Here is a 24,829-nt window from a genome sequence, read left to right as displayed (position 1 = left end):
CCCTCTCCGCTCTCGTGTAAAAAATGTTGCTTAACTTCACTTCATAATAAGTCGTTTCTACCACTGCTTCTCAACTACCTGAATGCGGTAGGTTAGGCTTTCAAGTGTTACGGCTATCAGCCCGTTAACATACTCGCGCCGGGTGTCGCGGCGAATCATCAGCTCAGGCATATGCTCCTGTGGAATGTGGTGATCCCGGCAGCCTTGAATCAGGCCGTCCCGCATCGCGGGGTCCATCGTATCACCCGTCACCACAATGGCCGCCGGATTGATTATTGCAATAATGGAGACCAGTGTCTGTACGACGAGCTCCTGCAATCCGTCTGTCGTTTGCAGCATGCGCAGCTGCTCATCCCGTGACACGCCAAACGGCAAAAAGGATACTTCGCCCCCAAATTGCGTATTCCCGGTGAGCGGGCGACCATCGATAATAAAACCTGCCCCCGGAAAATGATTTTCAGGGAATGTCACCACCGCAAAGTTCTTCTCTTCCTCAAATTGCTGTTCGTTGTACAATCCGTACACGGTTAGATTCATATCGTTACCAATGACCACTTCGATGTCTTCGTATTGCTCTTTGAGTCTTAAACCGAGCGGCTGATTAGCTAACTCTGGTACGTCACAGATACCGATCACACCATTGTGCGCAACCCCTGGTATACCGATTCCAATGGCCTGCACATTGTGATGCTGCTCGATCAGCCCAGCAATGAGTTCCTCCACCACCGTGACATTTATCTCTTCTAAAATAAGCGTCTGTTCGTCTGCCATTTCTCCGTTCAGGTTGGCATATGTATGTGTGATCGAATGAATGCCGCCTTCCGTACGAATAATCAGACACAGCACACTCGCGTAGTCCGCATTAAACTGATACCGACTCGCAGGTCTCCCCCCGCTCGACTCATCCGGGCCGAGATCAATGATCTCGCCCGTCTGGAGCAGTTCGTTCAGAATCGTGCCGCATGTTGCCACGCTGAGTTTGGTCAGGTTTGCGATGGAAGCCTTCGTTCCTATACCCATCGACCGAAGTGTATTTTTCACAATTTCAACGTTAATCCGTTTGACCTGTTGGGTGTTGTGGGAAGTGGGTAACATCGTTTGTTGTGTGCCTCCTTTCGTTTGTATGTATATGGATGATCGCGTATTCGAGAAAGTATTGGAGGGAAGTTTTTAAAAGTATTTTAATAATTGAAGTTTAGGGGGATTGGTGTGGAAAGTCAATGCTTATTTGGAAGTGGTTTGAGGACAAGTAAAAAGAGAAAAAGGACAGGGCAAGATCATCTTGGGAATGATCCTGTGCTGTCCTTTGATTCAAACGCTTATGTAGACTGGCTCATGTGATGGGCCAAGATGCTCTTCTCCAGCCTGACTTCAAATAACTTTCGGTTCAAATCCTGTTCCATCGCATGAAGGTGATACGCCGCCTGTTTCACCGTATCCATATGCAGCACCCCTGCCCGCTTTGCGATAATGTCCATGGCATCCAGAATGAGTTTGTGACACGTAACCAGTTGATCGACGTAATCGTCTTCTTGGTTTACGAGTTGTGCGTACTGCGAAGCCAGATCTTCGCTTAGATTGCTCGTCTTTCCTTTGTATAAAGAGAGTATACATAGTGTGAAAATAATATGGTGCGAGAAGACGTACTACTATCTGAGTTCCCTATTTTGCATAAACGAACTATAATATTTATAGTACTGTTTCAATCTCGTATTTTTCAATTTGAAAATATACATTGTACTATACAAAAAAAGTTTATGTATAACTTATAATTATGAGGTGACTGTTTGATGAGGTACATACTTTATCCACCGTTTCTAGTAGTTCCTGAAGAAACTGATTTCTCGGCTGCATGGGAATCTTTTTGTTTAAAGTTACTCAAGCTAGATTTAGGCACCAATGATATAGAGAAACGAAATCCACCAGAAAGTGGAGTAGACTTGTATTTTCCTGATAAGAAAATAGCATTTCAATGCAAAAGTATTTATGATAGAAACCACAGAATAAATAAAAAGAAAATTAAAAATTCTATAGATTCTGCGATTAAAATTAAGAATTCATTACCCTGGGATGAATATATTGTGTGTTGTAATGAGAATATAACAGGAGATTTCTCGAAACAACTGAAGGAGAGTTACTCCAACATAGATATAAAGGTACGGGGTAAAGACTATTGGACATTTTTATGTGAAAAGTTTTCTCGTCAGGTAGAAAGAAATTTTAGAACTCTATTACCTTTATCTAAAAGAACAATAATAAACCATTCAAACTTTGTGTTAAGTAATTCTTATTCTTCATTGAAAGATAAGTTTGATTCTGAGCTTATTAAGATCCTAATTTATAGCTATGAACATGACAAAGTTTACGCAATTGAAATCCCAAAAACTCTTAACTTAAACGAACTCAACAAACTTCTAATGGATCTTTTTAATCTAAGAAGAATATATTCTGAAAATCACGGTAATTTCGATATAGTTCAATCAATCATAGTTGACGATATAGAGTACAACACAAAACCTGAGAATGAAAATGTGACCTTGGATTCCTTGGGCATAACTGATAATTCTATAATAAGTTATAAACTAAAAATCGTTTTTCCAAATTTCGATTTAGAATTTGACAAATTAATGTTTAACGATGGAAATAAATGCGAGAACCAGTCGAAGGAATCAATAATAAAGACAATATTCAAAGATTTTGATAAGACAATAGGTATGTATAAAAATGGAAAATAATAATATTTTTTTTGAAATTTTAAGTGGTTCAACTGAATTCGCCCTGTTCAATCTCGCTGAAAATTCTACAGATCATCTTATAGCTTTTAATTACTACAAAGAATATGCAGAACGTTTTTGGAATACTCATACTCAAAATGTAAAATTTTATTTCCCTCTAGATTTTAGTTACAAACAAAATTTCACAATTAATGGAAGTGTCCAACTATATGATGAAAGAGCAATAATAAGAATAAATGAAGGAGTACTGCTCAAGCTATATAAAACATTCTATAGCATTCTCTCAATAGATAATCTAATTGATACATTAAGTGAAACTGATGACGGCAGTCTTCATATTAAAAATATATATACATTTAATGATACCTTTCCAGAGTATGAATACACTTTTCTTTTACCTATCAACAAAGAAAGAAAAATAATTGCTGAAATAATGGCTATGTTCGCAATAAAATTTGTAATTCTTCATGAAATAGCACACCATTTTGACGGTCATGTTTTATATATGAAAACGTATTTTAATGATGAAACACTTAACATAGTAAGAAAAGCCAATGAAGAAAGAATTTTAGACAAGCAAACATTAGAAATGGATGCTGACGCATTTGCGATTTCTCAATTAATCGACGAGATGATTGATTTCATTAATAATGATACGCTCTATTCGAATCATATAAAAAATCCTTCTAATTTCTGCTTTATTTTATTTATCTCAATTCATATTTTATTCTTAATTTTAAATGATGAGTATGAGCTTAAAAACTCCACATATTCACCTGAGCTAGTTAGAAGTTTGACTGTGTTAGATGCTGCAAAAGTTAACCTTTCTTATAAAGCTTCTGAGATAATCAGTAAAACAGAAATTTTAGATATAATTAAGACTTCAATCATTAAAGCAAATTCATTATACAATTCTGTTTATGGAAAAATTGATTTTTCGTCTTTGGTGAATTACGATGAAAGTCACTTAAAATCCCTACATGAAAACTGGAAAAAAATGAGAGTTGTTTTATCTCCTTATGCGATAGCTCAGCTAGCTTACTAAAACTCTTGTCTAGTCGTTCGAGTCTACCCAATACAAGAAGGTCGGTAAAGAAATTACAGGCCTTCTTCTTCATATCGAAATCCCTCATGTAATACTTCGTCAGGATAATAGAGACTCTTTCTCTCTTTAGAAATTCCTGAATCTGCTCTTTTTGGCCATGACACCTAGTCTATTGTCGGTTCAGAAACCTCATGCACTTTTGTATGAGCCGAACCATTAAATTATATATCCTTCTCTAATAGATCCCCCATTTGACACCCCCTTCAAAAAGGTCTATCCTAATAACGAATCTTCCATTCACTATTAAGGAGTCGTTCCCGATGGTGCAGGCCAAGAAAGACGAAGTCAGGAAAGAGATTGAATACGCGGCGCTGAAGGTGTTTTTTGAGAAGGGTTATGCGGATGCCAAGATGAACGATATTGCAAATGAGATCAACATATCGGTCGGCAACATCTATACCTATTTCAAGAACAAGAAGGAGCTGTTCTACGCCGTTGTTCCGCCGGATTTGGTGGATTATTTGAAAAAGGTACTGGTGGAGACGATTCATTTTGATAACCAGAACGCGTTTGAGGAAACGAACAGTGAGCAGCGATCCTTCCTTATGCAAGAACAAATAGATGTGCTGCGGAAGTATCGGAATCAGATCGTTATTATTTTTGAAAAGAACAAGGGCACCATCTACACCAACGCCAAGAACGAGCTGGTTGAGCTGATGATCGAAACGAAGAAAGCCTATCTCAAAAATCAATACAAACACTATGAGATCGGCACCGAGGAGAACCTGATTCTGCTGAACATTCTGGCACATAATGTCATCGACATGAATCTGGATTTATTGAAACGAGACATGAGCGAGGAGAGCCGCAAGCAAATCTTTGAAGCGTTGTACGTATACCGACTGTACGGCATGAAAAGCTTGAACGAATAAGGAATAGTGCTTGGTCGCTGCAAAGCAAAAATCCATTTTTACCATAGATCACTACGCATCGCACAGCGTGCAGATCAGTTGTACTTTCCTCTGATTTGTACGCAAAAAATAAGCATAGGCAAGCCGATCTATTTTTTAGCCCAAAAATGAATTATAAATTCACTTTTAGACCACAAGAATACTTTGCACAGAGAAACCAAATAGCACAGAACCATATCACTCAACTGATGCAGCATCTAACATCATGTAACACCACCCACACCCAAGGAGGAACACATCATGAACACCGCTTATGCTTTGAAAAACGTGCATCTGATCCACGGCGACGCAAGCCGCCATCTGCAGCCCAACATGACGATTCTCGTCAACGAACAGGGACGCATTGAAAACATCGCCCCAGATCAGGAGCTGAACATCCCCAGCCACTACACAACAATCGACCTTACCGGAAAATATGTGATGCCAGGGCTGATTAACGCACATGTGCATCTTTTTGCCGATGGCAAACCGCTCACCCTCTCCGTGAGTGAAGGATTGCTCGATTTTGCCTATCATCGGATTTTGAATACCCGATTCGGTCGAAATGTTTTGAAGAAACGCATGAAACGCAACGCGCTTACCGCACTCCATTCGGGTGTGACAACCATGCGCAGTGTGGGTGAATTCTTTTATACCGATGTGCAGCTGCGAGATGAGATGAACCGCGGGGAGTGGGTTGGTCCGAATCTACTTGTTTCGGGATTTTTTCTGAGTGTGACAGGTGGACATGGTGCTCCTTATTTGGCGCTGGAGGGTGACTCACCTTGGGAGATGCGCAAGAATACACGGATTAATGTGAAGAACAGTGTGGACTGGATCAAAATCTGTGTGACGGGCGGCGTAACGGATGCCAAGATGGTTGGCGAAGCTGGGCGTCTGCAGATGACGGTGGACGAGGTGGCGGCGGTTTGCGATGAAGCACATAAGATTGGAATGAAGGTTGCCGCTCATGTGGAGAGCACGGAAGGTGTGCGTGTTGCGCTGCGTGGGGGAGTGGACACGATTGAGCATGGGGCTGAGATGGATGACGAGATTATTCATTTGTATAAAAATAATCCCAAGGCTCTTCATGGTTACACCGCAGTGATCCCTACGCTGCAAGCCGCTTATCCATCCGCTTCGCTCGATCCAAGTGTGACCAAGTTAAGTCCGACGGTCAAAGAAAATGCCAGACTCGTCTACGACTCCATGCTCAAAGGGGTGAAACAGGCCATCGACAACGGCATCACTATTGGAATTGGAAACGATGCAGCCATGTCCTACGTAACCCACTATGATATGTGGAGAGAGATGGATCACTACATGAGACAGACCAATCTGACCAATAAAGAGGTCATCGACATGGTTACCCGAAGCAATGCTAAAATTCTCGGGATCGACGACGTGACAGGTACATTAGACATTGGTAAACAGGCCGATTTGATTGTACTGGATCAAAATCCGCTAGAGCAGATTGCAGCCTTATCCAACATGTCGATGGTTATGGTCAAAGGTAATCTGATTCAGAATCCATCCGTTAATCGCATCAAAGAGGTAGATGAGGTTCTTAACATCGTGTGGTGAGAGCGGGTTAGCCTGATAAGTCAGGAATAAAATCATCTCTTGTACATGAAGTCACCTAGTAATTTCGAATTAGGAATACCGAACTCCTAGGTGACTTCATGATAAATAAATGATTTCATCGTTATCAGAGATAGAAGGATTAATTAGATATTTTCTTTTTTTTTCAGAAACATATAAAGTACTACCACTCCTACTAATGCAATAATTAAACTTATTAGCGCTATATTGGTGTAGTCTTTGTTAGATTTATCAGAGTGAATGGCTGGATAACCACCTGCACCGTCTGTATTAGGATCAACTTCCTGTGCTTGAAATTCTTTCAATAAATCAATTGTCTTAGCAGAATCCCATAACTGATGATTATCCATACCTCCCATAAGCGAGTTTTTCTCTTTGGGTACATCTGGTATATTCACTTCTTTTCCGTCAACTTTCATCGCTAGATAACGAATATTTCCGTCTTTAATTAATACTGGATCAACAGTACTTACATCAGTGGACAGCGCTTTTGACATGACATGAAGAGATTCATCCAACCTTGATGCATCTCCTCCCGCAAGTACAACCCTGAACTTCCCCTCATATCGTTCTACACTAAGAAAAGATTTCCCCATCCCACCTGACTTGACGATAAAATCATATTGAGCCGTAGGCTTTGAAACATCAATTAAGCTATCGGATATATTTGGGAACTTGTTAACATCAAATAAATAGACTTCAAACCCCCTCCCTAAAGTAACACCTTTAACTTCTTCTTCATTCTTATAACCATAGCCCTCGGGATCTTCTAGAATCATCATTTTGAACTGATCTAAACCTTCTCCTTCTGCAAAGCTTTGCACATCTTGGGGTACGCTGCCAGCATACGTATTTGGAGCAATGAAATAGCTGCACATTAGACCAATACATATCATCATCATAAACCGGACATACTTCATAACCATCATTATGGACCTCCCAAACTTAATTTATTGATAATGCCAAAAGTCCTTTAATCCCCATCTCCATGTTCTATCTGCTCCCGTGCCTCCATTAAATTTCGAGAACTCCATAGAAGTTTTCACACCATCCCAAGGATCAAGATAATGCATATAATACGTATACGTTGGTGTGTTACTATATCCGTATATGGCGACTGCATGACCAGTTTGTGCCGTAGGACTATTCCACTTCCAACTTACATATACAGGACGCCCTCCATCAATTTGACTTTTGACTTGAGCAACATTTAGATTACCTGAGTAATAATTGGAGGACACTCCATACTTATGCATACCTCCTTGGGCTTGTACTGTAGTTGCTGCTTCATTTGCACAAGAACTGGTTAATTTTGCTTTTTTGACGAAATCACATTGGTATACATTCTTATTAGCCATGAATTTAAGAACACTTGAGCTTACCGCTGCCCAACACCATTCATCCTTCTCCTGTTTGGCTATTGGATATGATGGTAAATTCGTGGAAGCTGCATATGCCTGTGATATAAAAGATAGTGTAAATATTAGAGAAAATACGGAGAATAACAGCGCTTTGCGACTTCTCATCTGTAAATCTGCCTCCTCTTTAGACTGAATTTTTTAAATTTTCGGGTAAAACCATTTCCTTTTACTTCTTTCTTTCGTTCCGCCTTCTCAATAGTCAATTCATTCACATTGTATATAACATGGTATTTATTAGAAATGTTTCTTTATTTATTCATTTTTTTGCTGCAACAAAAAAACCGCAGCAAAACTACAGACCTTTACAACTTGAATTATTCGCCAATAAACGTTCTCTCTCCGCCGATCTCATCTCATGCAACCCAGCCAATATACTAAATGTATTATGTTATAATTATCCAAATAAAGAGGATATATAAAATATTATTTTAAAGAAAGGAAAATGATATGCCGTTAGCTGTACGAGGAGTACCCGAGCTCATTATTTTTCTAATAATAATGGCCGCCAACTATCTAATCATGTATCTTGTTGTTAGCTCTGTTCTTAATCATTCAGGTTTAAAATCAAAAATTGATCATTTACAAAATGAAGTTTTGGATTTAAAAAAAACTTTAAATGAGAACAAAAAAAACATTTCTGATGATACTAACGAAATGGATTAAAACACAAATACTAGAGCGGCTAAGTGATTACTTAATCATCCAAATGCCGTGTTGAGGTCAGCGTTAATTAGAAAGAAGAATTAAATCAGAATCAGAATCCGAGTAGAATCGGTAAAAATCAAGCTATTTCCTTGTGTCCTGTACAGTCCATGTCTTAATAAGGGATACTCACTTCGATCAAGTATGCTTTATCATTTGGGTCCAATAACTGAGGCATGGTCTGAGGAGGCGGGAGTTTATCGACCGGTTCTCCCTTCAGATATAATCCCAGCGCATCTTTTGCCATGATTAATGCTTCTTCCAGAGTATCGCCACAAGTAAAGCAGCCCGGCAGGTCGGGAAACGAAACGTTAATTCCGTCCTCAGCAAAGTTAAAAATGGCATAATATTTGTACGTTCGAATCATTTAGGTGTACTCCTTTTATCCGTATACTGGTATCATCGTCCACTTCTACAGCGCTTCTACAGCTTCAATCCGCTCATTCCAGTGTATGCTTTGCTGCATATGTAACTTTTTTGGAGGGTTATGCTGCTGCCAGTATTAAAGTATATCCCTGCCTGGTACCTTCGCTTTTTTGCTTTTCTGAAATAACAGAGCCGTTGGCTCCTCATAAACTGGAAACCAACGGCATGTAAAAACACTATAGCAAAATACGCTGAAAAAATACGCTGCACTATTCTATTCAGTTACTTATGGTATTTTCCGCCGCAGCCCAGCCTGCTTTATCCGCCTGCGCCTTGATATCTGTTCACACTCCGCATCCACAGATGGTAACCCAGCCAATATACTAACGGTCCAACAACAGGTACGATCCACATCGTCCATGATGATAGCAAAGGAGTCTCCTTAGTCAGCAAAAATGCTGCAGGATAGAAATTAATAAAAGCAAACGGGAGGATAAACGTTAACAGCACTTGAATGAATGTACCGAAAACAGGTAACGGGTATGAGATGAATTCTTTGAACTTGAAAAATAACGTGAACAGGAAATTGGTCCTTACCCATACAAAAGATACAGCTCCGATCGCCGACATAAAGCCGGCCTGAATCATGGCGCCTCCCAAAATGCAGAGAACAAGGTACAATATTTGAATCCCTGATAAGCTGATGTTCAGTTTGATCAAAGCCCAGGCCAGCACAGACCCTGAGATTACCACATGCGCCAGGTACCCCAGGTTAAAGCCTCTGCATACCAGATAAAGATACGGATTCACCGGTTTGACCAGAATGGCATCAAAGGTTCCATTTTTCACCTGACTTTCAAGCTCTCGCATCTGCACAAAGGAAAAGGAAGCTCCAATTGCGTATGTGAACAAACCGAGACTATACAGCAGCGCAATCTCAGGCCAGGTCCAGCCGGCGAGGGTATCGAACTTTTGCAAAAAAAGCCATATGATAATGTAATCTCCGGTGTAATTAATGATCTGAGCCAGAACGGAAAGCAGGAAATCCCCGCGGTACTCCATTCTTTCTTTCGTTAACAAAAAGACCAATTTCCCGAAAAGTTTCAATGTCATTTAGATCAGCCTCTCTACAGCTACATTATCCACCTTGGACCACCAAACGATGGATTGCCCGATTCCATAACCAGTACACCAGCAGCGTCAGCCCCACACTCCATGCCAACCCTGTAAGAAGAGAAATCCCTATCTCCTGAATCGAAATGGCTCCCAAATAGATTGCTGCAGGAAGGTAGCCCAAGTAGAGGAATGGAAGCATTTTAGTTACCGTCACCCACGATTCCGGGAAAAACCATAAGGGTAAAAAAGCGCCTGAGAAAATGGTGATGAGCCCGCCCATCATCCAGTTCAGAGCGAAGTGATTCATCAGCCAGAAAGCCAGCAGAGAAATCAGATATCCAAGCAGGAACGAAATGGTCAAAGCGAGTACCAGTGCCAGGATAAACAGCAGCAAATGAGTCGCCGAAGCTGGGGGAAGAAAACCAAAGAAAATCCAGGCGATCAGTAAAGAAGGAAGCGAAGTAAATAGGAACTGATATAACGAATTCCCCAGCCCATCGGCTAATAAATGCATAGGATAGGACATGGGTTTGATCAGCTCGGAAGCAATAGAGCCTGTTTTGAGACTGTTATCCACCTTGGCACTAATGCCGGTAAGCAGCAGAGCGGCCAGAAGCGTGTTGATAATGCTGTATGTAATCATCTGTTCCAGACCTACGCCTTCCACTTCCCCGTTACCCAGAACCGCTCTCCAGATTTCTGTGAGAATCAGAATGGCCACAAAGTTACCCAACAATCTCAGCCACACTTCCGAACGATAGGAGAGTTGATTCGAAAAGGTTTTCACTCCAAACATGATATAGGTTTTCAATTAACGTCTCTCCTCTCACGCGTCGTTCGCCCGATCATCCTCTTCCAGTTTCCGATAAAGATTACGAATGACGGAGTCAATATCCACCCCTTCAATGACTGCATCCTCAATGTCGTGTTTACTCGCGATCTGGTTCACGCAATCGAACACGGTTCTATCTTTTTTATCAAACAGATATGTCTTTCGCAGACCTTCGTCATGGGTAAGCTTCATCTCGGGAAGATCAATCAGACCGGGGTCTTCACGAAAATAGATAATGACCTGGCGCTGATCTCCAAGTGTTTTCCGAAGCTGCTCGACAGAACCGTCATAGACCATATTGCCTTTATTCACAACAATCATGCGATGGCAAATCTCTTCGATATCCTTCATATCATGCGTCGTCAGCACAATCGAGACCTTCTTCTCCTGATTAATCATTCTCAGGAACTCCCGGATCTGTTCCTTAGCCATGACATCCAGACCGATCGTCGGTTCGTCTAAAAACAAAATTTTGGGATCATGCAGCAGAGCCATTGCGATTTCTACCCGCATTCTCTGACCCAAACTTAATTGTCGTACAGGTTTGTTCATGAATGAGGATAAAGATAAAAGCTCGGTATAATAATTCAGATTGTTCTGAAAGTCGGTGTCAGAGAGCTTATATATGTATTTATGGAGATCAAACGAATCACGGACAGGCAGATCCCACCATAACTGACTGCGTTGTCCGAACACTACCCCGATATGTTGAGAATTACGCTGTCTCGCTTCATGCGGGACCATCCCCATAACCCTCAGTTCACCCGACGTAGGTACAAGAATTCCGGTCATCATCTTGATCATTGTAGACTTGCCTGCACCGTTGGGCCCCAGATACCCTACTGCCTCCCCTTCCTTAATTGAAAATGTGATATCGCGTACTGCGACTTCCTCCGTATATTGTCTGGTTACCAGACTCCTTAGAGAGCCCACCAATCCCGGAAATCGTTTGTACTGACGATAGATTTTGGTGATACCGCTTACATCAATAATGCTCATAAATCACACCTCATCCAAGTCATTTATGAAACACAGGCAGCGCGATTACAAATTTAACCAACGTTTTTAACATATTACCTTTTTGTCAATTGAAAATGTACCCTGCTAATTATACTATTTTTCATATTATAATTAGATATTGCGGCTTACATCCAAACACAATATACTGCATCAAACAGAATGCGATCAATCGTCTAACCCTTTCCCTTCCAGGATTGGCTGCATATATTTTTCGATGCGCGACACTTTGGTTTTGGACTGCTTTGGCTGTGAAAAATAATGCAGGTAAGCCCGCTGGCGTCCAGGTGTTAACGCTTCAAATGCCTCCTGAAAGGCAGGGCTCGCCTCGAATTGCTGCTGGAGTTCCTCGGGAACCGTGTAGTCCTCGGTCTTCTTTTTCTCCACTTGCAGACCTGCTTGCTCAACTTCGATCGCTTCCCGAATGTATGCTTTCAGCAGTTCTTCCTGCTCCACAATCTGCTGCAGACTGGTAAAACGAATCTGGCGCCCTGCCTGTACATTCTCCGTTTGCTGAATCAAAAGACCGTGGGAATCCTTGAGCAAAGCTCCCTTGATAAACAAAATGGCACAGTACGCCTTGAAGCCATGGATCAGCACTACATTTTTCCCGTTCAACGTGTAGCAGGGATGCATCCATTTGTACTCTTCGGTCAGGTCAAAGGCCTGAATAATCTCCCTCAGCTTCACGGATTCTTCTTTCCATGTTTTGATTTTATTGAAATACTCGTCTACTTTAGGGTTGTTTTTTTGCAAGGTCACAGCAATCTTCCTCTCATTCAGTAAGTTATATTTATAGACATGAACGTGAAGTACCTTCTTGGTTTAATTAAGTTATTCCCTTATCTTTCAGGTTTCATTGTACTGATTTTTAACAAGTTGTACAGAAGCACTCATCAAGCTTGGATGGACCTCATGCCAAAAGAACCCGTAAAACGATCTACGGGTCCTTCCTGTGGTTGAATTAACTGGTCATTTCCTCACCAAAACTGACTTCTCATGAGCGGATGCATATAAGTTATTTTTAATGCTGCAGATTCATCTTCAATCGGTCCAGTTGTAAAAAATGATGCTGATAGTGCATAGCAATTAATCGGAACCACTCCTGCGCATTTAACGCTCCAAGACGGGGATGAAGCACTTTGGAACCTCCAGCCTCTTCTATAACAAGAACAGCCGCTGTACTTCGCATCCGGTCCACAACCTGGTCAAGCCCCTCGACCAGCTGCTCCTTATTCTCCGGCGGCAGCGGTGTATACTGCGGGGAGGCCGGTACCTTAACACGAACAGGAGGGAATTGTCCCAACGCAAACACCTGACTGCCCAGCTCCGTTTTTTCGGCGTCTGATTGTAAGGTGTGCTCTCCATTTTCCAAACACTGCTCAATATTGCGCAAATGCATAAACAGTGCGGATTGAATCAAATGTACGTACATCTGTCCGATGGACCATTCCTCTTCCTTCTCTTTTCTCAGCAAATCATTCATATCCAGCAGGTTCAGCTCGGCCAAATATCTCTCTACTGCGGTTTCAAAAGACTGCAGCACTTCCGGGGTACTTCTCATCGTTCAACCAACTCCTCTTCGTTCTGGATAGTTCCCAGTATAGAAGAGCGCTGCTGACAAGAGTATGTCAGTAGTGTTTCAACATATTTGTGGCGATTTCCCGAATACGCGTACGCAGCGACTCCGGCTCCATCACCTCGATCTCTCCGCCCAATCCAAGCAAATGATGCAGAATTTCCTCGGGATAACGAACACGGAAGCCAAAAATCACACTATTGCTCTTTTCCTCCATATGATCGATATAAAAATGAAGCGTCTCCCTGATCTTGTCAGCAGCTTCGAATTGGGCCCGGATGAGCACGTGCTCGCTGCGATCATCCGGCGGCTGATACCGATTCAGATCAAAATCCGGGGGTAAAAGAAACTCTTCCTCCAGCACGGAAAGCTCTGTCATGCGGGACAATCGAAAATGGCGAATGTCCTGCCTCAGCTCACATCTTGCGATCAGCACCCAATTCTCACGTACAAACGCGAGCCCGTACGGAGAAACAACACGCTGATTAGAGCGTTTCCCATCCGCCCCCGGTATTTTTTTCAAATAGTTAAACCGGATTTTAAGCTGCTTCAAAATGGCGTTACGTATATCGTTAAGGTACATTTTAACCCTATCTGTCGTATCCGGTTCCATCGGATGAAGCATACGCATCGTTTCTTGAACACGCGAGGACGCTTTACGGACGGATTCTGGTAAAATGGCTTCGATTTTGCGCTGTGCAGACTGGGCCTGCATTCCGTAGGCTCGATCCATTCTCTGTTCGATGAATCTGGCTCCCATGAGCAGGGACACTGCTTCTTCCGCAGTGAAGCTGACAGGTGGCAGGAAGTAGCCTTCCATGAGCGAATAACCATGACCAGGTGCTCCCATGATAGGGACCCCCGCCTCACTTAATGCCTGAATATCCCGATATATTGTACGTACACTTGTTTCAAATAGAGATGCTAAATCCTCTGCTCTTATCACCTTCCTGCGCTGTAACTCAAGCGTGATTGCAAGCTGCCGCTCCGTTTTGTTCATGCTCCCAGCCCCCACCGTTTCATCATTCAGACCTAAACTATTCTATCACAGTACCTTGAAATCATTTATTCAAGATCAAGGAGGGATTATACTTGGTATAGCTGGAAAAGAAAACGATACATCCGTGTGCACCGTGCTCTCAAACTTACAGGTGCTCATGGATTGCGCTTGGAGGTCAGCAGATGAGAAAAAAACGTTGGATCGCGAGTCTCATCATTTCTGTTTTAATCAGCATCCTGCTTCTAATTGAACTTATGCAGCTGCATTCCGAAAAGGTCGGCATGCTCAATACAGTATACCGTTTCATTTCAGGTGCACCGCAGATTACCACACAAGGGCAGATCTTATCTTACCAAGGAAAAATACAGCGGGAAGATCGTATGGACATTCTGAACAGCCTGGAATCGTATTCGACAAGTGATGACGGAACGACGCTCTACAAAGCCATTGGCACCCCTGTTCCGCCTCCCTGGATCTATGTAATCCAGGAAAAGGATACCGTTTTTCGCTACAAGCATCCCAAGCTGCCGTGGAAAATGTAATTGCCAAAGAGCCTTTCAGACCACATCCGAAAGGCTCGCATCTACTCCGTGATCCGCTGATTCTAGTACTAGTACATGACTGTTGACTTTTTATATTCATAAGGCGTTTTGCCCATGACCTCTTTAAATGCTTTTCGGAAAGACTTCACATTAGGGAATCCGGTCTCATATGAAATCTCGGTGAGTGACTTATCCGTTGTATCCAGCAGTTCAATCGCCTTTTCCAAACACAGAATCTGCTTGTACTCGGTAAAAGTCTGACCTGTATACTCGTGAAACATTCTGGACAGATAAGCCCCGGAATAACCACATATATGAGCTGTTTCAGCCAAACTGATATTCTCGGTATAATGTGCTTTGATGAAATCCAGAATCGTTTGGATACGCTGCTGCTTCACCGTATTTACGGCAGACGAAACCTGGGATGCCCGGCCAAAATGTTCAACCAGTTCATACTTCAGTTCAAGCACTCTGCTCTGCGTCAAAATATAATCGTACATGCCTGTCGATAGATGCAGATGGTATATTTCCATCAGCAGAGCCCTCAGATGAGCCAGAACCGCCTCCTCCGGATGTTGTTCCGCCGTATTCAACTGGATCATCACCTGCTCGTTAGCAAAAAAAGACTCGGGAAATTGAAGAACAAGCACACGGTTCTCCGTCAGACTTTGCGTGGAATGCGGGATATTGCTGTTGATAAACATGACATCCTGATTGCGCAGCGTGGTGACCTTACCTTCATGCCACACTCTCAAGCTTCCGCTAATACAGTAGATCAGTTCCATATTGCTGTGAAAATGCATAGGAATAACCCGCTCGGTGTCGCTGGCTTCGAAGACAAAGAGATTAATTAATTTTTTGCGATCTATTTCAATATGCTCATATATTTTTTTCATTGTTGTCACTCCGTTAATCAAGCCAAGCACCATCAAGCGCTTGTTTTCGTACAGGATATGTTCGACTGTCTATCTCTACTATACCTGTAGTAAAATACGCAAACAAGCAGCCATGTATAAAGTGAGCAGAACAAAAAAAGAAGGCAAGTTCATCCACAAGTGCATGATTTCGCCTTCTCTACTCCATCTATACGTCTTCCGCTCTCTTCATTTCTTTAAAGCCGCAGCCCATTACCTCACTCACCATACTCAAGCTGCTGCAGCAGTAAATGCCTTTTATGATGACTTCAGATGCACAGTCATTATTGGATCATCCGGGCTTGTACGCTTCTGAGGGTCGTGAACGTCTACCCGGGCTGCAGCTTCCAGTCCTTCCGGTACAATAATCGGACTCATTACGGACAGACCCGCAGCCTTAATCGTCTGTATATCAAACTCAAGCAGCAGCTGTCCCTGTCTGACTTTCGCCCCGTTTTTAACATGTACGGTGAAGCCCTCTCCCTTAAGGGACACGGTTTCAATGCCCACGTGAATAAGAACCTGAATGCCGCTCTTATGTTCAAGGATAACCGCATGTTTGCTTTTGTCCATCACGTGAGCGACTTTCCCGTCAAACGGGGCGTACACACGGCCTTCGGCAGGCTCAATCGCTGCTCCCTCTCCCATATGACCGCCAGCAAATGCGGGGTCAGGCACTTCGCTTAATAACTTTACTTCACCAGGAATTGGAGCCAGGATTTCCAGTGCCTCCAGTGTCTTTTTGTTTTTTCCCCATGAGAACATGTGAAATCCTCTCCTAATCTATACTTTTCTGCAGTGCATACACTTGTAACTCCGCTTCCACGCCTTCGGATTCCAAGGCCAGGCTGAGCTCAGCAGTATCGTCCGTGAAATATCGCAACGAGAATACGTCCTCGCCTTCGTTCACAAAAAGCTCGATGCTGGAGCTTTCCACATAGATCTGCATCACTGAAGGGATGTGACACAGCACCGTGCTGCGATTCTCCTTCTCTCCGGTCAACCAGTTCGTTCTCCAGACCGTTACACGACGATGTTCATGTTCAAATTCAATACGAACGGCTTTGCGAATGACGATGCAAAAATCTTTGGACGGCTCCGTGAATCGAATGAGAATTTCGGATGAAAGCGAAGGAAGATTCCACTGCCCCCCGCCGTGAACTTTATGCTGGGATTCATCGCTTCTTAGCGCCTGCAGCTCTGGTATTGGCTGCTGCCGCAGGGTCCCTTCTCTCATCACCATTTCTCTTGGAAGGGTAAGGGTATGAACCCATCCTTCTTGTATGGTTGGCACGGCTCGCTCTGCCTCTTCGGTCATCGCACTCATCCACCCAAACATGATGATTCGGTCTTCTGTCCGGAATGCCTGGGGTGCATAGAAATCAAACCCGTGATCCAGTTCTTCAAATTCAGACAAACTGCCCGAGAATCTCCCTTCGTCTGAAATGTGACCAACGATATATCCGGATTGGTTCGGATTTCTGTATTTATCCCCTTCTTCACGCAGACCTTGGGGTGAAAATACAAACACATCCTGCTCCGGGAACTGCAAAACATCCGGACATTCCCACATATAACCGAAGGGACTTTCCTGCTCCAGAAAGGAACCTTGGAGTGACCAATGGATTAGATCTCCTGATTTGTATACCAGTGCATCTCCTGTGAGATTCTCTCGCTGGGCACCTACGATCATCCACCAATCCCCGGCCCGGTCCTGCCATACTTTCGGATCGCGAACATGTCTTGTATACCCTGCAGGATGCTCAAAGAGCGGGCCCAGCTTCTGAAACTGTTCTCCGTCCTCAGAGACTGCGGCGCACTGATAACTCGCTCTGCTTCCATCCTCACGGATCACGTTGCCCGTGTAGAACAAATACATCTTCCCGTTATGCACAACGCTCCCGCCGGAGTAGATTCCGTCCTTGTCATAAGGTTCCGAAGGAACCAAAGCCGCTTTTTTTCGATGCCAGTGGACAAGATCGTCAGACACAACATGACCCCAACTTTTATTTCTATGTTCTGTCCCGAACGGATTCCACTGATAGAACACATGATACTGCCCCTCAAAATAGCACAGACCGTTGGGATCATTCAGCAGACCGTACGGCGGAGTAATGTGATACTTTAGATGATAAGCTTCACTTTTACTCATGACGGTTGCTCCCCTCGAAGAGAAAAACGAAAGGTCAGCGGTGTATCCTGTGAGCTTGTCCCAATGTAAACATCAAACTCTCCGGGTTCACTCTCATACTTCATACGGCTTCCATAGAACCGGAGCATGTCTTCTTGAATGGAGAAATGCACCGTTTGGGTCTCTCCGCTCTTTAAAAATAGCTGCCGGAAGTCGGCTAATACTTTAACGGGTCTTGTCACACTGGCAAAACGGTCCCGAATGTACAGCTCGAGCGTTTCTTTTCCATCGTACTTACCGGTGTTGGTGACAGATACCTCAACATCCATGGATTCACTTACACTAATCTCCTTCCGGCTTATGGAAAGCAGTTGATAATCAAACGTCGTGTACGATTTACCATACCCGAACGGATACAACGCTTCATTAACTTCATCTATATATCTGGATGCAAATCGATACGACCCGTTCTCAGGCAGGTCAGGACGACCTGTATTCAGTTCATTGTAATAGATCGGGATCTGCCCCACACTTCGAGGAAAAGTCATGGTCAGCTTACCGGACGGATTGACGGTTCCATATAAAATGTTAGCCAGCGCTTCTCCACCCATGGTTCCAGGGTACCAGGCCTGAATAAGTGCACCCGCGTATTCCGCAGCTTCCGTAAGGATTAATGGACGCCCGCTGTACACAATCACAATCAGCTTTTTGCCAAGTTCGCTTAAGGCACGCATCAGCTTTAACTGGGATTCAGGCAGTGTCGGATTCGTACGTGATCCGCCCTCTCCGCTCTGATAAATACTCTCTCCAACTGCCAGGATCACCGTATCCGCAGCACTTGCTTTCTGAATGGCCTCCTGAAGCAGTACATCTTCATCCACGGTTTCGACAGGCAGTTTGTCTACATATTTGCCCAGTGCCTCGCGTGCATGTTCAGGAAGCAGATGAGCACCACGACAGACCGACAGGTTGTCAGCATCGATATGCTGCATTAAGCCTTGTTTCAAGTGAACGGTGTCTGCTTCATTCCCCTTAATGGCCCACATGCCCAGCGTAGAAGTTTCCTCGGCGTAAGGTCCAATCAGCGCGATTCGGGTTTTGTTCGTCAAAGGCAGCACATCATTTTCATTTTTCAATAACACAATGGACTGTTCAGCAAGGCTTCTCGAAGCCGCTTTGTGCTCATCGGATAGAATGCGATTAGGCCGCTGCGGACGTGTTGTTGTCAAACCACGGAACGGGTCTTCAAAAAGGCCGAGATCCTCCTTAAGCTTAAGAACACGGTACACCGCGTCATTCAAAAGCTGTTCCAGATGTTTGTTCTCCGATATCAGGTTCTCCAGATGGTTCGCATACACGGCAGTCTTCATATCCATATCTACACCTGCTTTCAAAGCCAGCTTGGCGGCTTCCGCAGCGTTCTCGGCGTAACCGTGCATAATCAATTCTTCGACTGCTGCATAATCCGAGATGAGCACTCCATCGAACTTCATTTCTTCTCGAAGCAGATCCCGGTTTAACCATTCATTACCGGTGGCCGGAATCCCATTCAATGTATTAAATGCGGTCATCACCAGCTTGGCTCCCGCATCCACTGCAGCCTGATATCCAGGCAAATAATATTCGCGAAGCATATGCTCGGACATATCCACAGCGTTATATTCCCGTCCGGCTATAGGTGCGCCATAAGCGGCAAAATGCTTGACGCAAGCGGCTAGTTTATCTGCCGGAATACGGCCGTCTCCCCGGCCCTGCAGTCCGTAAACGGTGCTTTCCGCATATTTCCGGGCCAGCAGCGTATCTTCACCTGGCGATTCCATCACCCGGCCCCAGCGAGGATCTCTTACGATATCCACCATCGGAGAGAAGGTGACGTGTACTCCTTCGTCATAACATTCGCGAGCAGCAATGCTCGCGGCGTTCTCAATCTCCTCAAAGTTCCAGCTGCAGGTCTGGGCCAGCGGAATCGGGAAAATCGTCCGAAATCCATAGATGATATCCGCCATGAACAGCAGCGGTATGTTATGACTGGACCGCTCCAGATAGTCCGTCTGCAGCCGAATAATCTGGTCCGGGTCTGTTACATTAAGAATGGAGCCTGTGTTATACACATTGTAATCCGAATGCAGTCCCAGTTTCTTGAGCGGGCCGGTGACAACCGTGTCCAGATCTCTTTCAAAAAAATCTCCGGTCAGCTGAACCAGCTGTCCTATTTTTTCTTGTACAGTAAGACGGTTCAATCGTTCAAACAGTTTGTTAGGCATGGTTTTTCTCCACCTGTTTCTTTATTTAAGGTTAGCTTTTTCTTTGAAACCAAACATCCAGGTCAGCGCAAAGGCAATTCCAAACCCGATCGCACAGGTCAAAATGTAAGGAATAATCTGCGAATTCAAGTACAGCAGCATGCCCGGGATCACGGTGATAGACATTCCTGTTGCCTGAACATCCATGAGCCGTGCAAAGAATCCGGCAAATGCGCCGCCAATCAGGCCCATCAAAAATGGTTTTCCGTAACGGATGTTTACACCAAAGATCGCCGGTTCCGTTATGCCGAGCAGCGCGGACAAGGACGATGGATATGCAACCGACTTGATTTTTGCGCTTTTGGCTTTCAGACCTACAGCGAGGGCAGCTCCCGCTTGGGCAGCAATTGAGCCTGAACTGATCGCATTAACCATATTCCATCCGCTGTCACTCAGCATTTGAATCTCAATCAAATTCAAAGCATGATGCAGCCCTGTAACGACAATGAACTGGTTAATCCCGCCATAGATAAATCCGCCGATTCCAAACGGAAGCTTCAGAATCCATGTAACAGCGGTCAGAATGAATAATTCAACTTCATGGAATACAGGACCAATCACGAATAGTCCCAGTAATAAAGAGACGAGCAGTGTCAGGAAAGGAGTTAAAATTAGATCCAGGGCTTCCGGGACCCATTTCCGTATTCTTTTTTCCAACAACGTGCCTACAATCCCGATTATAAACGCAGGCAGCACCGATCCCTGATACCCGGCTACTTTAATAAATCCAAGGAACATCAGCGGTTCCTGTGCGCCCTGTGCCACATCCCATGAGGTAGGCAGAGCTGGACTGACGAGCATCAAGCCGAGAAGAATCCCGAGCAGCGGTGACCCGCCAAACACCCGGAACGTTGACCAGCACACCAGTACAGGCAGGAAGCCAAAAGCGGTGTCCGTCAATATTTGTGTAAATAACAAGAAATTATCCGAGATACTATCCGGGGTCAATCCAAACCATTCAAGTATAGCCGGCTGCGTAATCAGACCTCTGACACCCATAAATAAACCGGTTGCTACAAGTGCAGGAATAATCGGTACGAATACATCTCCGAAAATGCGGATCATTCGTTTGAAGAAATTATCATCCTGATCCGAGGCTTTTTCTTTCAATTCTGCTTTGGACGAAGAAGATACATCCTGGCCTACCATCGCTTCATATACCCGGTTAACGGTACCGGTTCCAAAAATGATTTGATACTGCCCTGAAGTAAAAAAGACGCCTTTGGCTTTATCGACGTTCTCGATAAACTCATCATCAATAATGTCTCTATCCTTCACAATCAGTCTGAGCCGTGTCGCGCAGTGTGCCATTGAAATAATGTTTTCTTTTCCACCGAGCCCTTTAATTACATCCTGGGCAATTTTTTCATATTCCTTATCAAGACCCATCTGTCTCTCCCTTTCAGTTCTTAAGTGTTTACCTGCTTATAAGCATAACAAGATGACGCTTACAAACAGCGGTCTTATTTTACGTGATTCAGGTCAAATTTTTACCTTTTATCTGTTTTTGATGAGGTACACCGCCTGGGCAGCATTCGTTTTCCCGCAAAAATATCTACTTCCACCAATATAATCTATTTCTGATTATGACGCGTTTCCTAAGGATACACCATATTGGAACTGTTTAATCCAGGGTCTACCTGCCCTTTGCGCAGTATGCACTCATGGGCGGCATCTGTAAAGACAAAAAATGCCCTTCAGCTCTCACTGAAAGGCTCTCCTTCCCTATAGATAGTATTATAGATAGGCTCTATAGATAGGCTCTGTATCGAAGCTCGCTTACAACCGATCTCAGCCAAATCGACCGCTGATATAATCCTGTGTACGCACATCGACCGGTTCAGCAAACATACGTTGGGTAGCTGAATACTCGATGACCTCACCGTTCAGGAAAAATACCGTCTGCTGCGAAACACGAGCCGCCTGCTGCATGTTGTGGGTGACCATCACAATCGTGTAACACTCCTTCAGCTCATGAGTCAGCTCCTCAATCTTGAAGGTGGATACCGGGTCAAGGGAAGCCGTCGCTTCATCCATCAGCAGGATGTCCGGCTCAACCGCCAAGGCACGAGCGATGCAGAGACGCTGCTGCTGTCCACCTGACAAGCTGAGCGCTGAGCGCTTCAGGCTGTCTTTGACCTCATCCCAGAGAGCGGCGGAACGCAGGCTGTGTTCAACGATCTCATCCAGCTTTTTTTTGCCATGAATCCCGTGCTGTCTCGGTCCAAACGCAATGTTGTCGTAGATGGATTTGGGGAAAGGGTTCGGCTGCTGAAAGACCATACCAATCTTCTTGCGTATCGTTTCGACATGCACATCACCACTGTAAATGTTGGTGCCGCCCACAGTCACAGTGCCCTCGATCCGCGTTCCGGGTATCCGGTCATTCATACGGTTCAGGGTGCGCAGCAGTGTGGATTTGCCGCAGCCAGAAGGACCGATAAACGCTGTAATAGCGCGTTCCGGGATATCAATGGACACTCCCTTCAGCGCTTGAAGACTGCCATAAAATAAGCTCAGCTTGTTAATTTCAATAATCGATTTCACAATTGTGTCCTCCGTTGATCCATAGAGTATACTGCATGTTCGGTGCGCTGCTCAGACCTGATTTTTGCGAGCATTGAACCATAGTGGCAGACGGAACAAAATATTGATAAGCAGTACAACAAAGATCAGCACGGCCGTGGATTTCTGCGCAATCTGTTCGGCATCCGGTACGATGGCCTCGGACTGGATATACCATAGGTGCACAGCCAGCGTTCCGCCTGGCGATAACAGATTAAAATCCCACATTTCACCCGACGTGGACACACCCGCAGTCAAAATAATAACGGCACTCTCACCAAAAGCACGCCCTGCGGTCAGACAGATGCCTGTCATAATCCCGTTCAAAGCAACCGGCAGCATGACCTTCCGAATTGTCTGCAGATGCGTCGCCCCCAGTGCAAACGAGCCGCTGCGAAGTTCTGTGGGAACAGCTCGGACCGATTCCTCCGTCACCCGTGTCAGCACGGGCAGGTTTAGGAAAGCAAGACTGACCGCAGCCCCAAGAATCGTCAGACCAATCTCGAAATACTCAACAAACAGCGCAATCCCAAACAAACCAAAAATAATGGATGGAACGGATGACAATCCCTCCACACAGATCCTAACCATCTCAATCCATTTGTTGTTTGGTGAAAATTCAGCCAGGTAAATCCCTGCTGCAAACCCGATCGGAATCGAGATGAGAAGTGACAGAATCAGCACGTAAAAGGAGTTAAACAGTGCGGGGCCAATGCCTCCCCCTTCTTCGATCTCACTCGGTACACCGTACAGGAAATCCCAGCTGAGCATCGGCAGCCCTTTCTGCAGCAGCAGGAATAACAGTCCAACAATGAATAAAATGACAACGATACCGATGCCCCACACTGTGCCTGTAAACAGCCGATCCGTCCACGCGGAGGACGCCCGTCGTCTGCCAAAGGAATAGGCTGGAGCCGGATGGACTTCCTTCTTCACGCTCACAGGCTGCGTCCCCCTCTCTTCTGCAGCATTCTTACGGCAGCAATCATCAGAATCGAGATGGCCAGCAAAATAAAGCCCATCATGTACAGGCCATGATTCCAGGTTGAATCAAACTCTACACTGGAGATCTGCATCACAATGTTGCTGGTCAGCACGGCTGTCGGAGTAAACAGACTGCTCGGAAGCTGCGCCGTATTACCAATGACCATCACCACCGCCATTGTCTCGCCAATGGCTCGTGTCATGCCTAGAATCACAGCATACATAATGCCGCCTCTTGCCGCGGGAAGAACGACACGGGTAATCGTTTGAAAGCGGTTCGTACCCAGCGCATAGGCCGCATCCCGGTATTTATTGGGCACCGCCGAGATCGCATCATCACTAATCCGGCTAATCGTCGGCAGTACCATGATTGTGAGCACAATAGCCGCTGCGAGCAGACCATCTGCCAGATCACGCCCGCTCAAGTCTCTGAGCCATGGAATCAGCACCGTCAAACCGAGAAAGCCATAAACGACAGACGGAATACCCACCAGCAGATCCAGCACAGGACGCAGCAGACGTCGAAGCCATTTGGGCATCATTTCCGCCAGAAAGACAGCAATAATAATCGATAGCGGAATCGCCATCAGCATAGTTAGTCCGGTGAGCGCAAACGTGCCGAGAATAAAGGTCAGTGCACCGTAATGCTCATTTTCCGGGTCCCAGTTCGTTGAGAAAAAGAACTCCTTCAGCGAGACGTCTGCAAAAGTCAGCACACCTGTGCGGAGCATAAGTACCAGAATACACAACAGGACAAGGCAGACAAAGGCCGCACTTCCAATGCAGAGGATACGAAACAACTGGTTGGACCACCGGAGGCGGGCTTTGCGGTCAAAACGTCTTCTCTTCTCAGGCGCTCTGCCAAGGCTTGGACCAAGCTCCTGCGGAGTCGGGCTGTTCCCCGGTGGATTCATTTCCATCATAAAGGGCTCTTCCTTTCACATAGAGAAGCCAGCTTGGCGACCACGCGCGGAAGCTGGCTATCCCTTTCTTATGAACTGCAGGATGTTGATTACGAATACTGA

The 24,829-nt window shown here is 44.7% G+C and carries 24 protein-coding genes; 5 read left to right on the top strand and 19 right to left on the bottom strand.

Features of this window, described 5'->3' with window-relative positions; translation table 11 throughout:
- Positions 1-57 precede the first annotated feature (57 nt).
- Entirely contained in the window at positions 58-1,095 is a 1,038-nt protein-coding gene (locus ABXS70_RS04220) for an ROK family protein (RefSeq protein ID WP_342552326.1), read from the bottom strand.
- Between the two features lie 224 nt (positions 1,096-1,319).
- On the bottom strand, positions 1,320-1,442 hold the full coding sequence (locus ABXS70_RS04215) for a hypothetical protein (RefSeq protein WP_366294080.1): 123 nt from the start codon (positions 1,440-1,442) through the stop codon (positions 1,320-1,322).
- Positions 1,443-1,790: 348 nt separating this feature from the next.
- On the opposite strand from ABXS70_RS04215, the gene ABXS70_RS04210 reads away from it, so the two are divergent.
- The 4 genes from ABXS70_RS04210 to ABXS70_RS04195 all read left to right on the top strand — a co-directional run bounded on the left by ABXS70_RS04210 (position 1,791) and on the right by ABXS70_RS04195 (position 6,314).
- The gene (locus tag ABXS70_RS04210; RefSeq protein WP_342552328.1) at positions 1,791-2,735 is read left to right on the top strand and encodes a hypothetical protein; all 945 of its coding nucleotides are present in this window, start codon (positions 1,791-1,793) and stop codon (positions 2,733-2,735) included.
- Positions 2,725-3,780, top strand: a complete 1,056-nt coding sequence (locus ABXS70_RS04205; protein WP_342552329.1) for a hypothetical protein — start codon at positions 2,725-2,727, stop codon at positions 3,778-3,780. The genes ABXS70_RS04210 and ABXS70_RS04205 overlap by 11 nt, the downstream gene beginning before the upstream one ends.
- 320 nt (positions 3,781-4,100) lie before the next feature.
- The gene (locus tag ABXS70_RS04200) at positions 4,101-4,712 is read left to right on the top strand and encodes a TetR/AcrR family transcriptional regulator (RefSeq protein WP_342552330.1); all 612 of its coding nucleotides are present in this window, start codon (positions 4,101-4,103) and stop codon (positions 4,710-4,712) included.
- A gap of 279 nt (positions 4,713-4,991) precedes the next feature.
- Positions 4,992-6,314, top strand: coding sequence for an amidohydrolase family protein (locus ABXS70_RS04195; protein WP_342552331.1), 1,323 nt, complete (start codon positions 4,992-4,994; stop codon positions 6,312-6,314).
- 143 nt (positions 6,315-6,457) lie between these two features.
- On the opposite strand, the gene ABXS70_RS04190 is transcribed toward ABXS70_RS04195, so the two are convergent.
- The 9 genes from ABXS70_RS04190 to ABXS70_RS04150 all read right to left on the bottom strand — a co-directional run bounded on the left by ABXS70_RS04190 (position 6,458) and on the right by ABXS70_RS04150 (position 14,365).
- Positions 6,458-7,261, bottom strand: coding sequence for a hypothetical protein (locus ABXS70_RS04190; protein WP_366294075.1), 804 nt, complete (start codon positions 7,259-7,261; stop codon positions 6,458-6,460).
- Between the two features lie 21 nt (positions 7,262-7,282).
- Complete coding sequence (locus ABXS70_RS04185; RefSeq protein ID WP_342552333.1) at positions 7,283-7,858, bottom strand: papain-like cysteine protease family protein; 576 nt, start codon at positions 7,856-7,858, stop codon at positions 7,283-7,285.
- 712 nt (positions 7,859-8,570) lie between these two features.
- Positions 8,571-8,822 (bottom strand): type II toxin-antitoxin system HicB family antitoxin, encoded by a 252-nt coding sequence (locus ABXS70_RS04180; RefSeq protein ID WP_342552334.1) that lies wholly within the window; start codon positions 8,820-8,822, stop codon positions 8,571-8,573.
- A gap of 317 nt (positions 8,823-9,139) precedes the next feature.
- The gene (locus ABXS70_RS04175; RefSeq protein ID WP_366294071.1) at positions 9,140-9,934 is read right to left on the bottom strand and encodes an ABC-2 family transporter protein; all 795 of its coding nucleotides are present in this window, start codon (positions 9,932-9,934) and stop codon (positions 9,140-9,142) included.
- Positions 9,935-9,959: 25 nt separating this feature from the next.
- Complete coding sequence (locus tag ABXS70_RS04170) at positions 9,960-10,748, bottom strand: ABC-2 family transporter protein (RefSeq protein ID WP_342552336.1); 789 nt, start codon at positions 10,746-10,748, stop codon at positions 9,960-9,962.
- Between the two features lie 15 nt (positions 10,749-10,763).
- Positions 10,764-11,768, bottom strand: coding sequence for an ATP-binding cassette domain-containing protein (locus tag ABXS70_RS04165; RefSeq protein WP_342552337.1), 1,005 nt, complete (start codon positions 11,766-11,768; stop codon positions 10,764-10,766).
- A 186-nt stretch (positions 11,769-11,954) separates the two neighbouring features.
- Positions 11,955-12,548 carry a YdeI family protein gene (locus tag ABXS70_RS04160; protein WP_366294067.1) on the bottom strand — a complete coding sequence of 198 codons (594 nt, stop codon included), beginning with the start codon at positions 12,546-12,548 and terminating at the stop codon, positions 11,955-11,957.
- A 262-nt stretch (positions 12,549-12,810) separates the two neighbouring features.
- Entirely contained in the window at positions 12,811-13,350 is a 540-nt protein-coding gene (locus tag ABXS70_RS04155; RefSeq protein WP_342552339.1) for a DinB family protein, read from the bottom strand.
- 67 nt (positions 13,351-13,417) lie between these two features.
- Positions 13,418-14,365, bottom strand: coding sequence for a YafY family protein (locus tag ABXS70_RS04150; protein WP_366294064.1), 948 nt, complete (start codon positions 14,363-14,365; stop codon positions 13,418-13,420).
- Positions 14,366-14,547: 182 nt separating this feature from the next.
- Between ABXS70_RS04150 and ABXS70_RS04145 the strand changes: the two genes are divergently transcribed.
- Positions 14,548-14,907: a hypothetical protein gene (locus tag ABXS70_RS04145; protein WP_366294061.1), complete on the top strand. Its 360-nt coding sequence runs from the start codon at positions 14,548-14,550 to the stop codon at positions 14,905-14,907.
- A 68-nt stretch (positions 14,908-14,975) separates the two neighbouring features.
- Here the strand turns inward: ABXS70_RS04145 and ABXS70_RS04140 are convergent, their stop codons facing one another.
- The 8 genes from ABXS70_RS04140 to pstC form a co-directional block, all read right to left on the bottom strand.
- Positions 14,976-15,803: an AraC family transcriptional regulator gene (locus tag ABXS70_RS04140; protein WP_366294059.1), complete on the bottom strand. Its 828-nt coding sequence runs from the start codon at positions 15,801-15,803 to the stop codon at positions 14,976-14,978.
- A gap of 276 nt (positions 15,804-16,079) precedes the next feature.
- A complete protein-coding gene (locus tag ABXS70_RS04135; RefSeq protein WP_342552343.1) occupies positions 16,080-16,586 on the bottom strand; it encodes a PTS glucose transporter subunit IIA in 507 nt (168 codons plus the stop codon).
- 13 nt (positions 16,587-16,599) lie between these two features.
- The gene (locus ABXS70_RS04130) at positions 16,600-17,973 is read right to left on the bottom strand and encodes a glycoside hydrolase family 32 protein (RefSeq protein WP_342552344.1); all 1,374 of its coding nucleotides are present in this window, start codon (positions 17,971-17,973) and stop codon (positions 16,600-16,602) included.
- Positions 17,970-20,216, bottom strand: a complete 2,247-nt coding sequence (bglX, locus tag ABXS70_RS04125) for a beta-glucosidase BglX (RefSeq protein WP_366294057.1) — start codon at positions 20,214-20,216, stop codon at positions 17,970-17,972. Before bglX ends, ABXS70_RS04130 begins: the two co-directional genes overlap by 4 nt.
- 21 nt (positions 20,217-20,237) lie before the next feature.
- Positions 20,238-21,644, bottom strand: coding sequence for a sucrose-specific PTS transporter subunit IIBC (locus ABXS70_RS04120; protein WP_366294054.1), 1,407 nt, complete (start codon positions 21,642-21,644; stop codon positions 20,238-20,240).
- 402 nt (positions 21,645-22,046) lie between these two features.
- The gene (gene pstB / locus ABXS70_RS04115; protein ID WP_366294051.1) at positions 22,047-22,802 is read right to left on the bottom strand and encodes a phosphate ABC transporter ATP-binding protein PstB; all 756 of its coding nucleotides are present in this window, start codon (positions 22,800-22,802) and stop codon (positions 22,047-22,049) included.
- A 51-nt stretch (positions 22,803-22,853) separates the two neighbouring features.
- Complete coding sequence (pstA, locus tag ABXS70_RS04110) at positions 22,854-23,762, bottom strand: phosphate ABC transporter permease PstA (protein ID WP_342552348.1); 909 nt, start codon at positions 23,760-23,762, stop codon at positions 22,854-22,856.
- Positions 23,759-24,727: a phosphate ABC transporter permease subunit PstC gene (gene pstC, locus ABXS70_RS04105; RefSeq protein ID WP_366294047.1), complete on the bottom strand. Its 969-nt coding sequence runs from the start codon at positions 24,725-24,727 to the stop codon at positions 23,759-23,761. The genes pstA and pstC overlap by 4 nt, the downstream gene beginning before the upstream one ends.
- Positions 24,728-24,829 lie beyond the last annotated feature (102 nt).

Source organism: Paenibacillus sp. AN1007 (genome assembly GCF_040702995.1).
Lineage (GTDB): Bacteria > Bacillota > Bacilli > Paenibacillales > Paenibacillaceae > Paenibacillus.
Note: the sequence above shows the minus strand (reverse complement) of the source record. Positions and strands in the feature narration are given on the sequence as shown.

Bases quoted from the DNA above. Each gene is read 5' to 3' on its own strand.
- ABXS70_RS04190 (WP_366294075.1), bottom strand. From the start codon at position 7,261: ATGATGGTTATGAAGTATGTCCGGTTTATGATGATGATATGTATTGGT.
- pstC (WP_366294047.1), bottom strand. From the start codon at position 24,727: ATGATGGAAATGAATCCACCGGGGAACAGCCCGACTCCGCAGGAGCTT.
- ABXS70_RS04220 (WP_342552326.1), bottom strand. From the start codon at position 1,095: ATGTTACCCACTTCCCACAACACCCAACAGGTCAAACGGATTAACGTT.
- ABXS70_RS04185 (WP_342552333.1), bottom strand. From the start codon at position 7,858: ATGAGAAGTCGCAAAGCGCTGTTATTCTCCGTATTTTCTCTAATATTT.
- ABXS70_RS04210 (WP_342552328.1), top strand. From the start codon at position 1,791: ATGAGGTACATACTTTATCCACCGTTTCTAGTAGTTCCTGAAGAAACT.
- ABXS70_RS04205 (WP_342552329.1), top strand. From the start codon at position 2,725: ATGGAAAATAATAATATTTTTTTTGAAATTTTAAGTGGTTCAACTGAA.
- ABXS70_RS04140 (WP_366294059.1), bottom strand. From the start codon at position 15,803: ATGAAAAAAATATATGAGCATATTGAAATAGATCGCAAAAAATTAATT.
- ABXS70_RS04200 (WP_342552330.1), top strand. From the start codon at position 4,101: ATGGTGCAGGCCAAGAAAGACGAAGTCAGGAAAGAGATTGAATACGCG.
- ABXS70_RS04145 (WP_366294061.1), top strand. From the start codon at position 14,548: ATGAGAAAAAAACGTTGGATCGCGAGTCTCATCATTTCTGTTTTAATC.
- ABXS70_RS04215 (WP_366294080.1), bottom strand. From the start codon at position 1,442: ATGGATACGGTGAAACAGGCGGCGTATCACCTTCATGCGATGGAACAG.
- ABXS70_RS04135 (WP_342552343.1), bottom strand. From the start codon at position 16,586: ATGTTCTCATGGGGAAAAAACAAAAAGACACTGGAGGCACTGGAAATC.
- ABXS70_RS04130 (WP_342552344.1), bottom strand. From the start codon at position 17,973: ATGAGTAAAAGTGAAGCTTATCATCTAAAGTATCACATTACTCCGCCG.
- ABXS70_RS04155 (WP_342552339.1), bottom strand. From the start codon at position 13,350: ATGAGAAGTACCCCGGAAGTGCTGCAGTCTTTTGAAACCGCAGTAGAG.
- bglX (WP_366294057.1), bottom strand. From the start codon at position 20,216: ATGCCTAACAAACTGTTTGAACGATTGAACCGTCTTACTGTACAAGAA.
- ABXS70_RS04120 (WP_366294054.1), bottom strand. From the start codon at position 21,644: ATGGGTCTTGATAAGGAATATGAAAAAATTGCCCAGGATGTAATTAAA.
- ABXS70_RS04175 (WP_366294071.1), bottom strand. From the start codon at position 9,934: ATGACATTGAAACTTTTCGGGAAATTGGTCTTTTTGTTAACGAAAGAA.
- ABXS70_RS04150 (WP_366294064.1), bottom strand. From the start codon at position 14,365: ATGAACAAAACGGAGCGGCAGCTTGCAATCACGCTTGAGTTACAGCGC.
- ABXS70_RS04180 (WP_342552334.1), bottom strand. From the start codon at position 8,822: ATGATTCGAACGTACAAATATTATGCCATTTTTAACTTTGCTGAGGAC.
- ABXS70_RS04195 (WP_342552331.1), top strand. From the start codon at position 4,992: ATGAACACCGCTTATGCTTTGAAAAACGTGCATCTGATCCACGGCGAC.
- ABXS70_RS04165 (WP_342552337.1), bottom strand. From the start codon at position 11,768: ATGAGCATTATTGATGTAAGCGGTATCACCAAAATCTATCGTCAGTAC.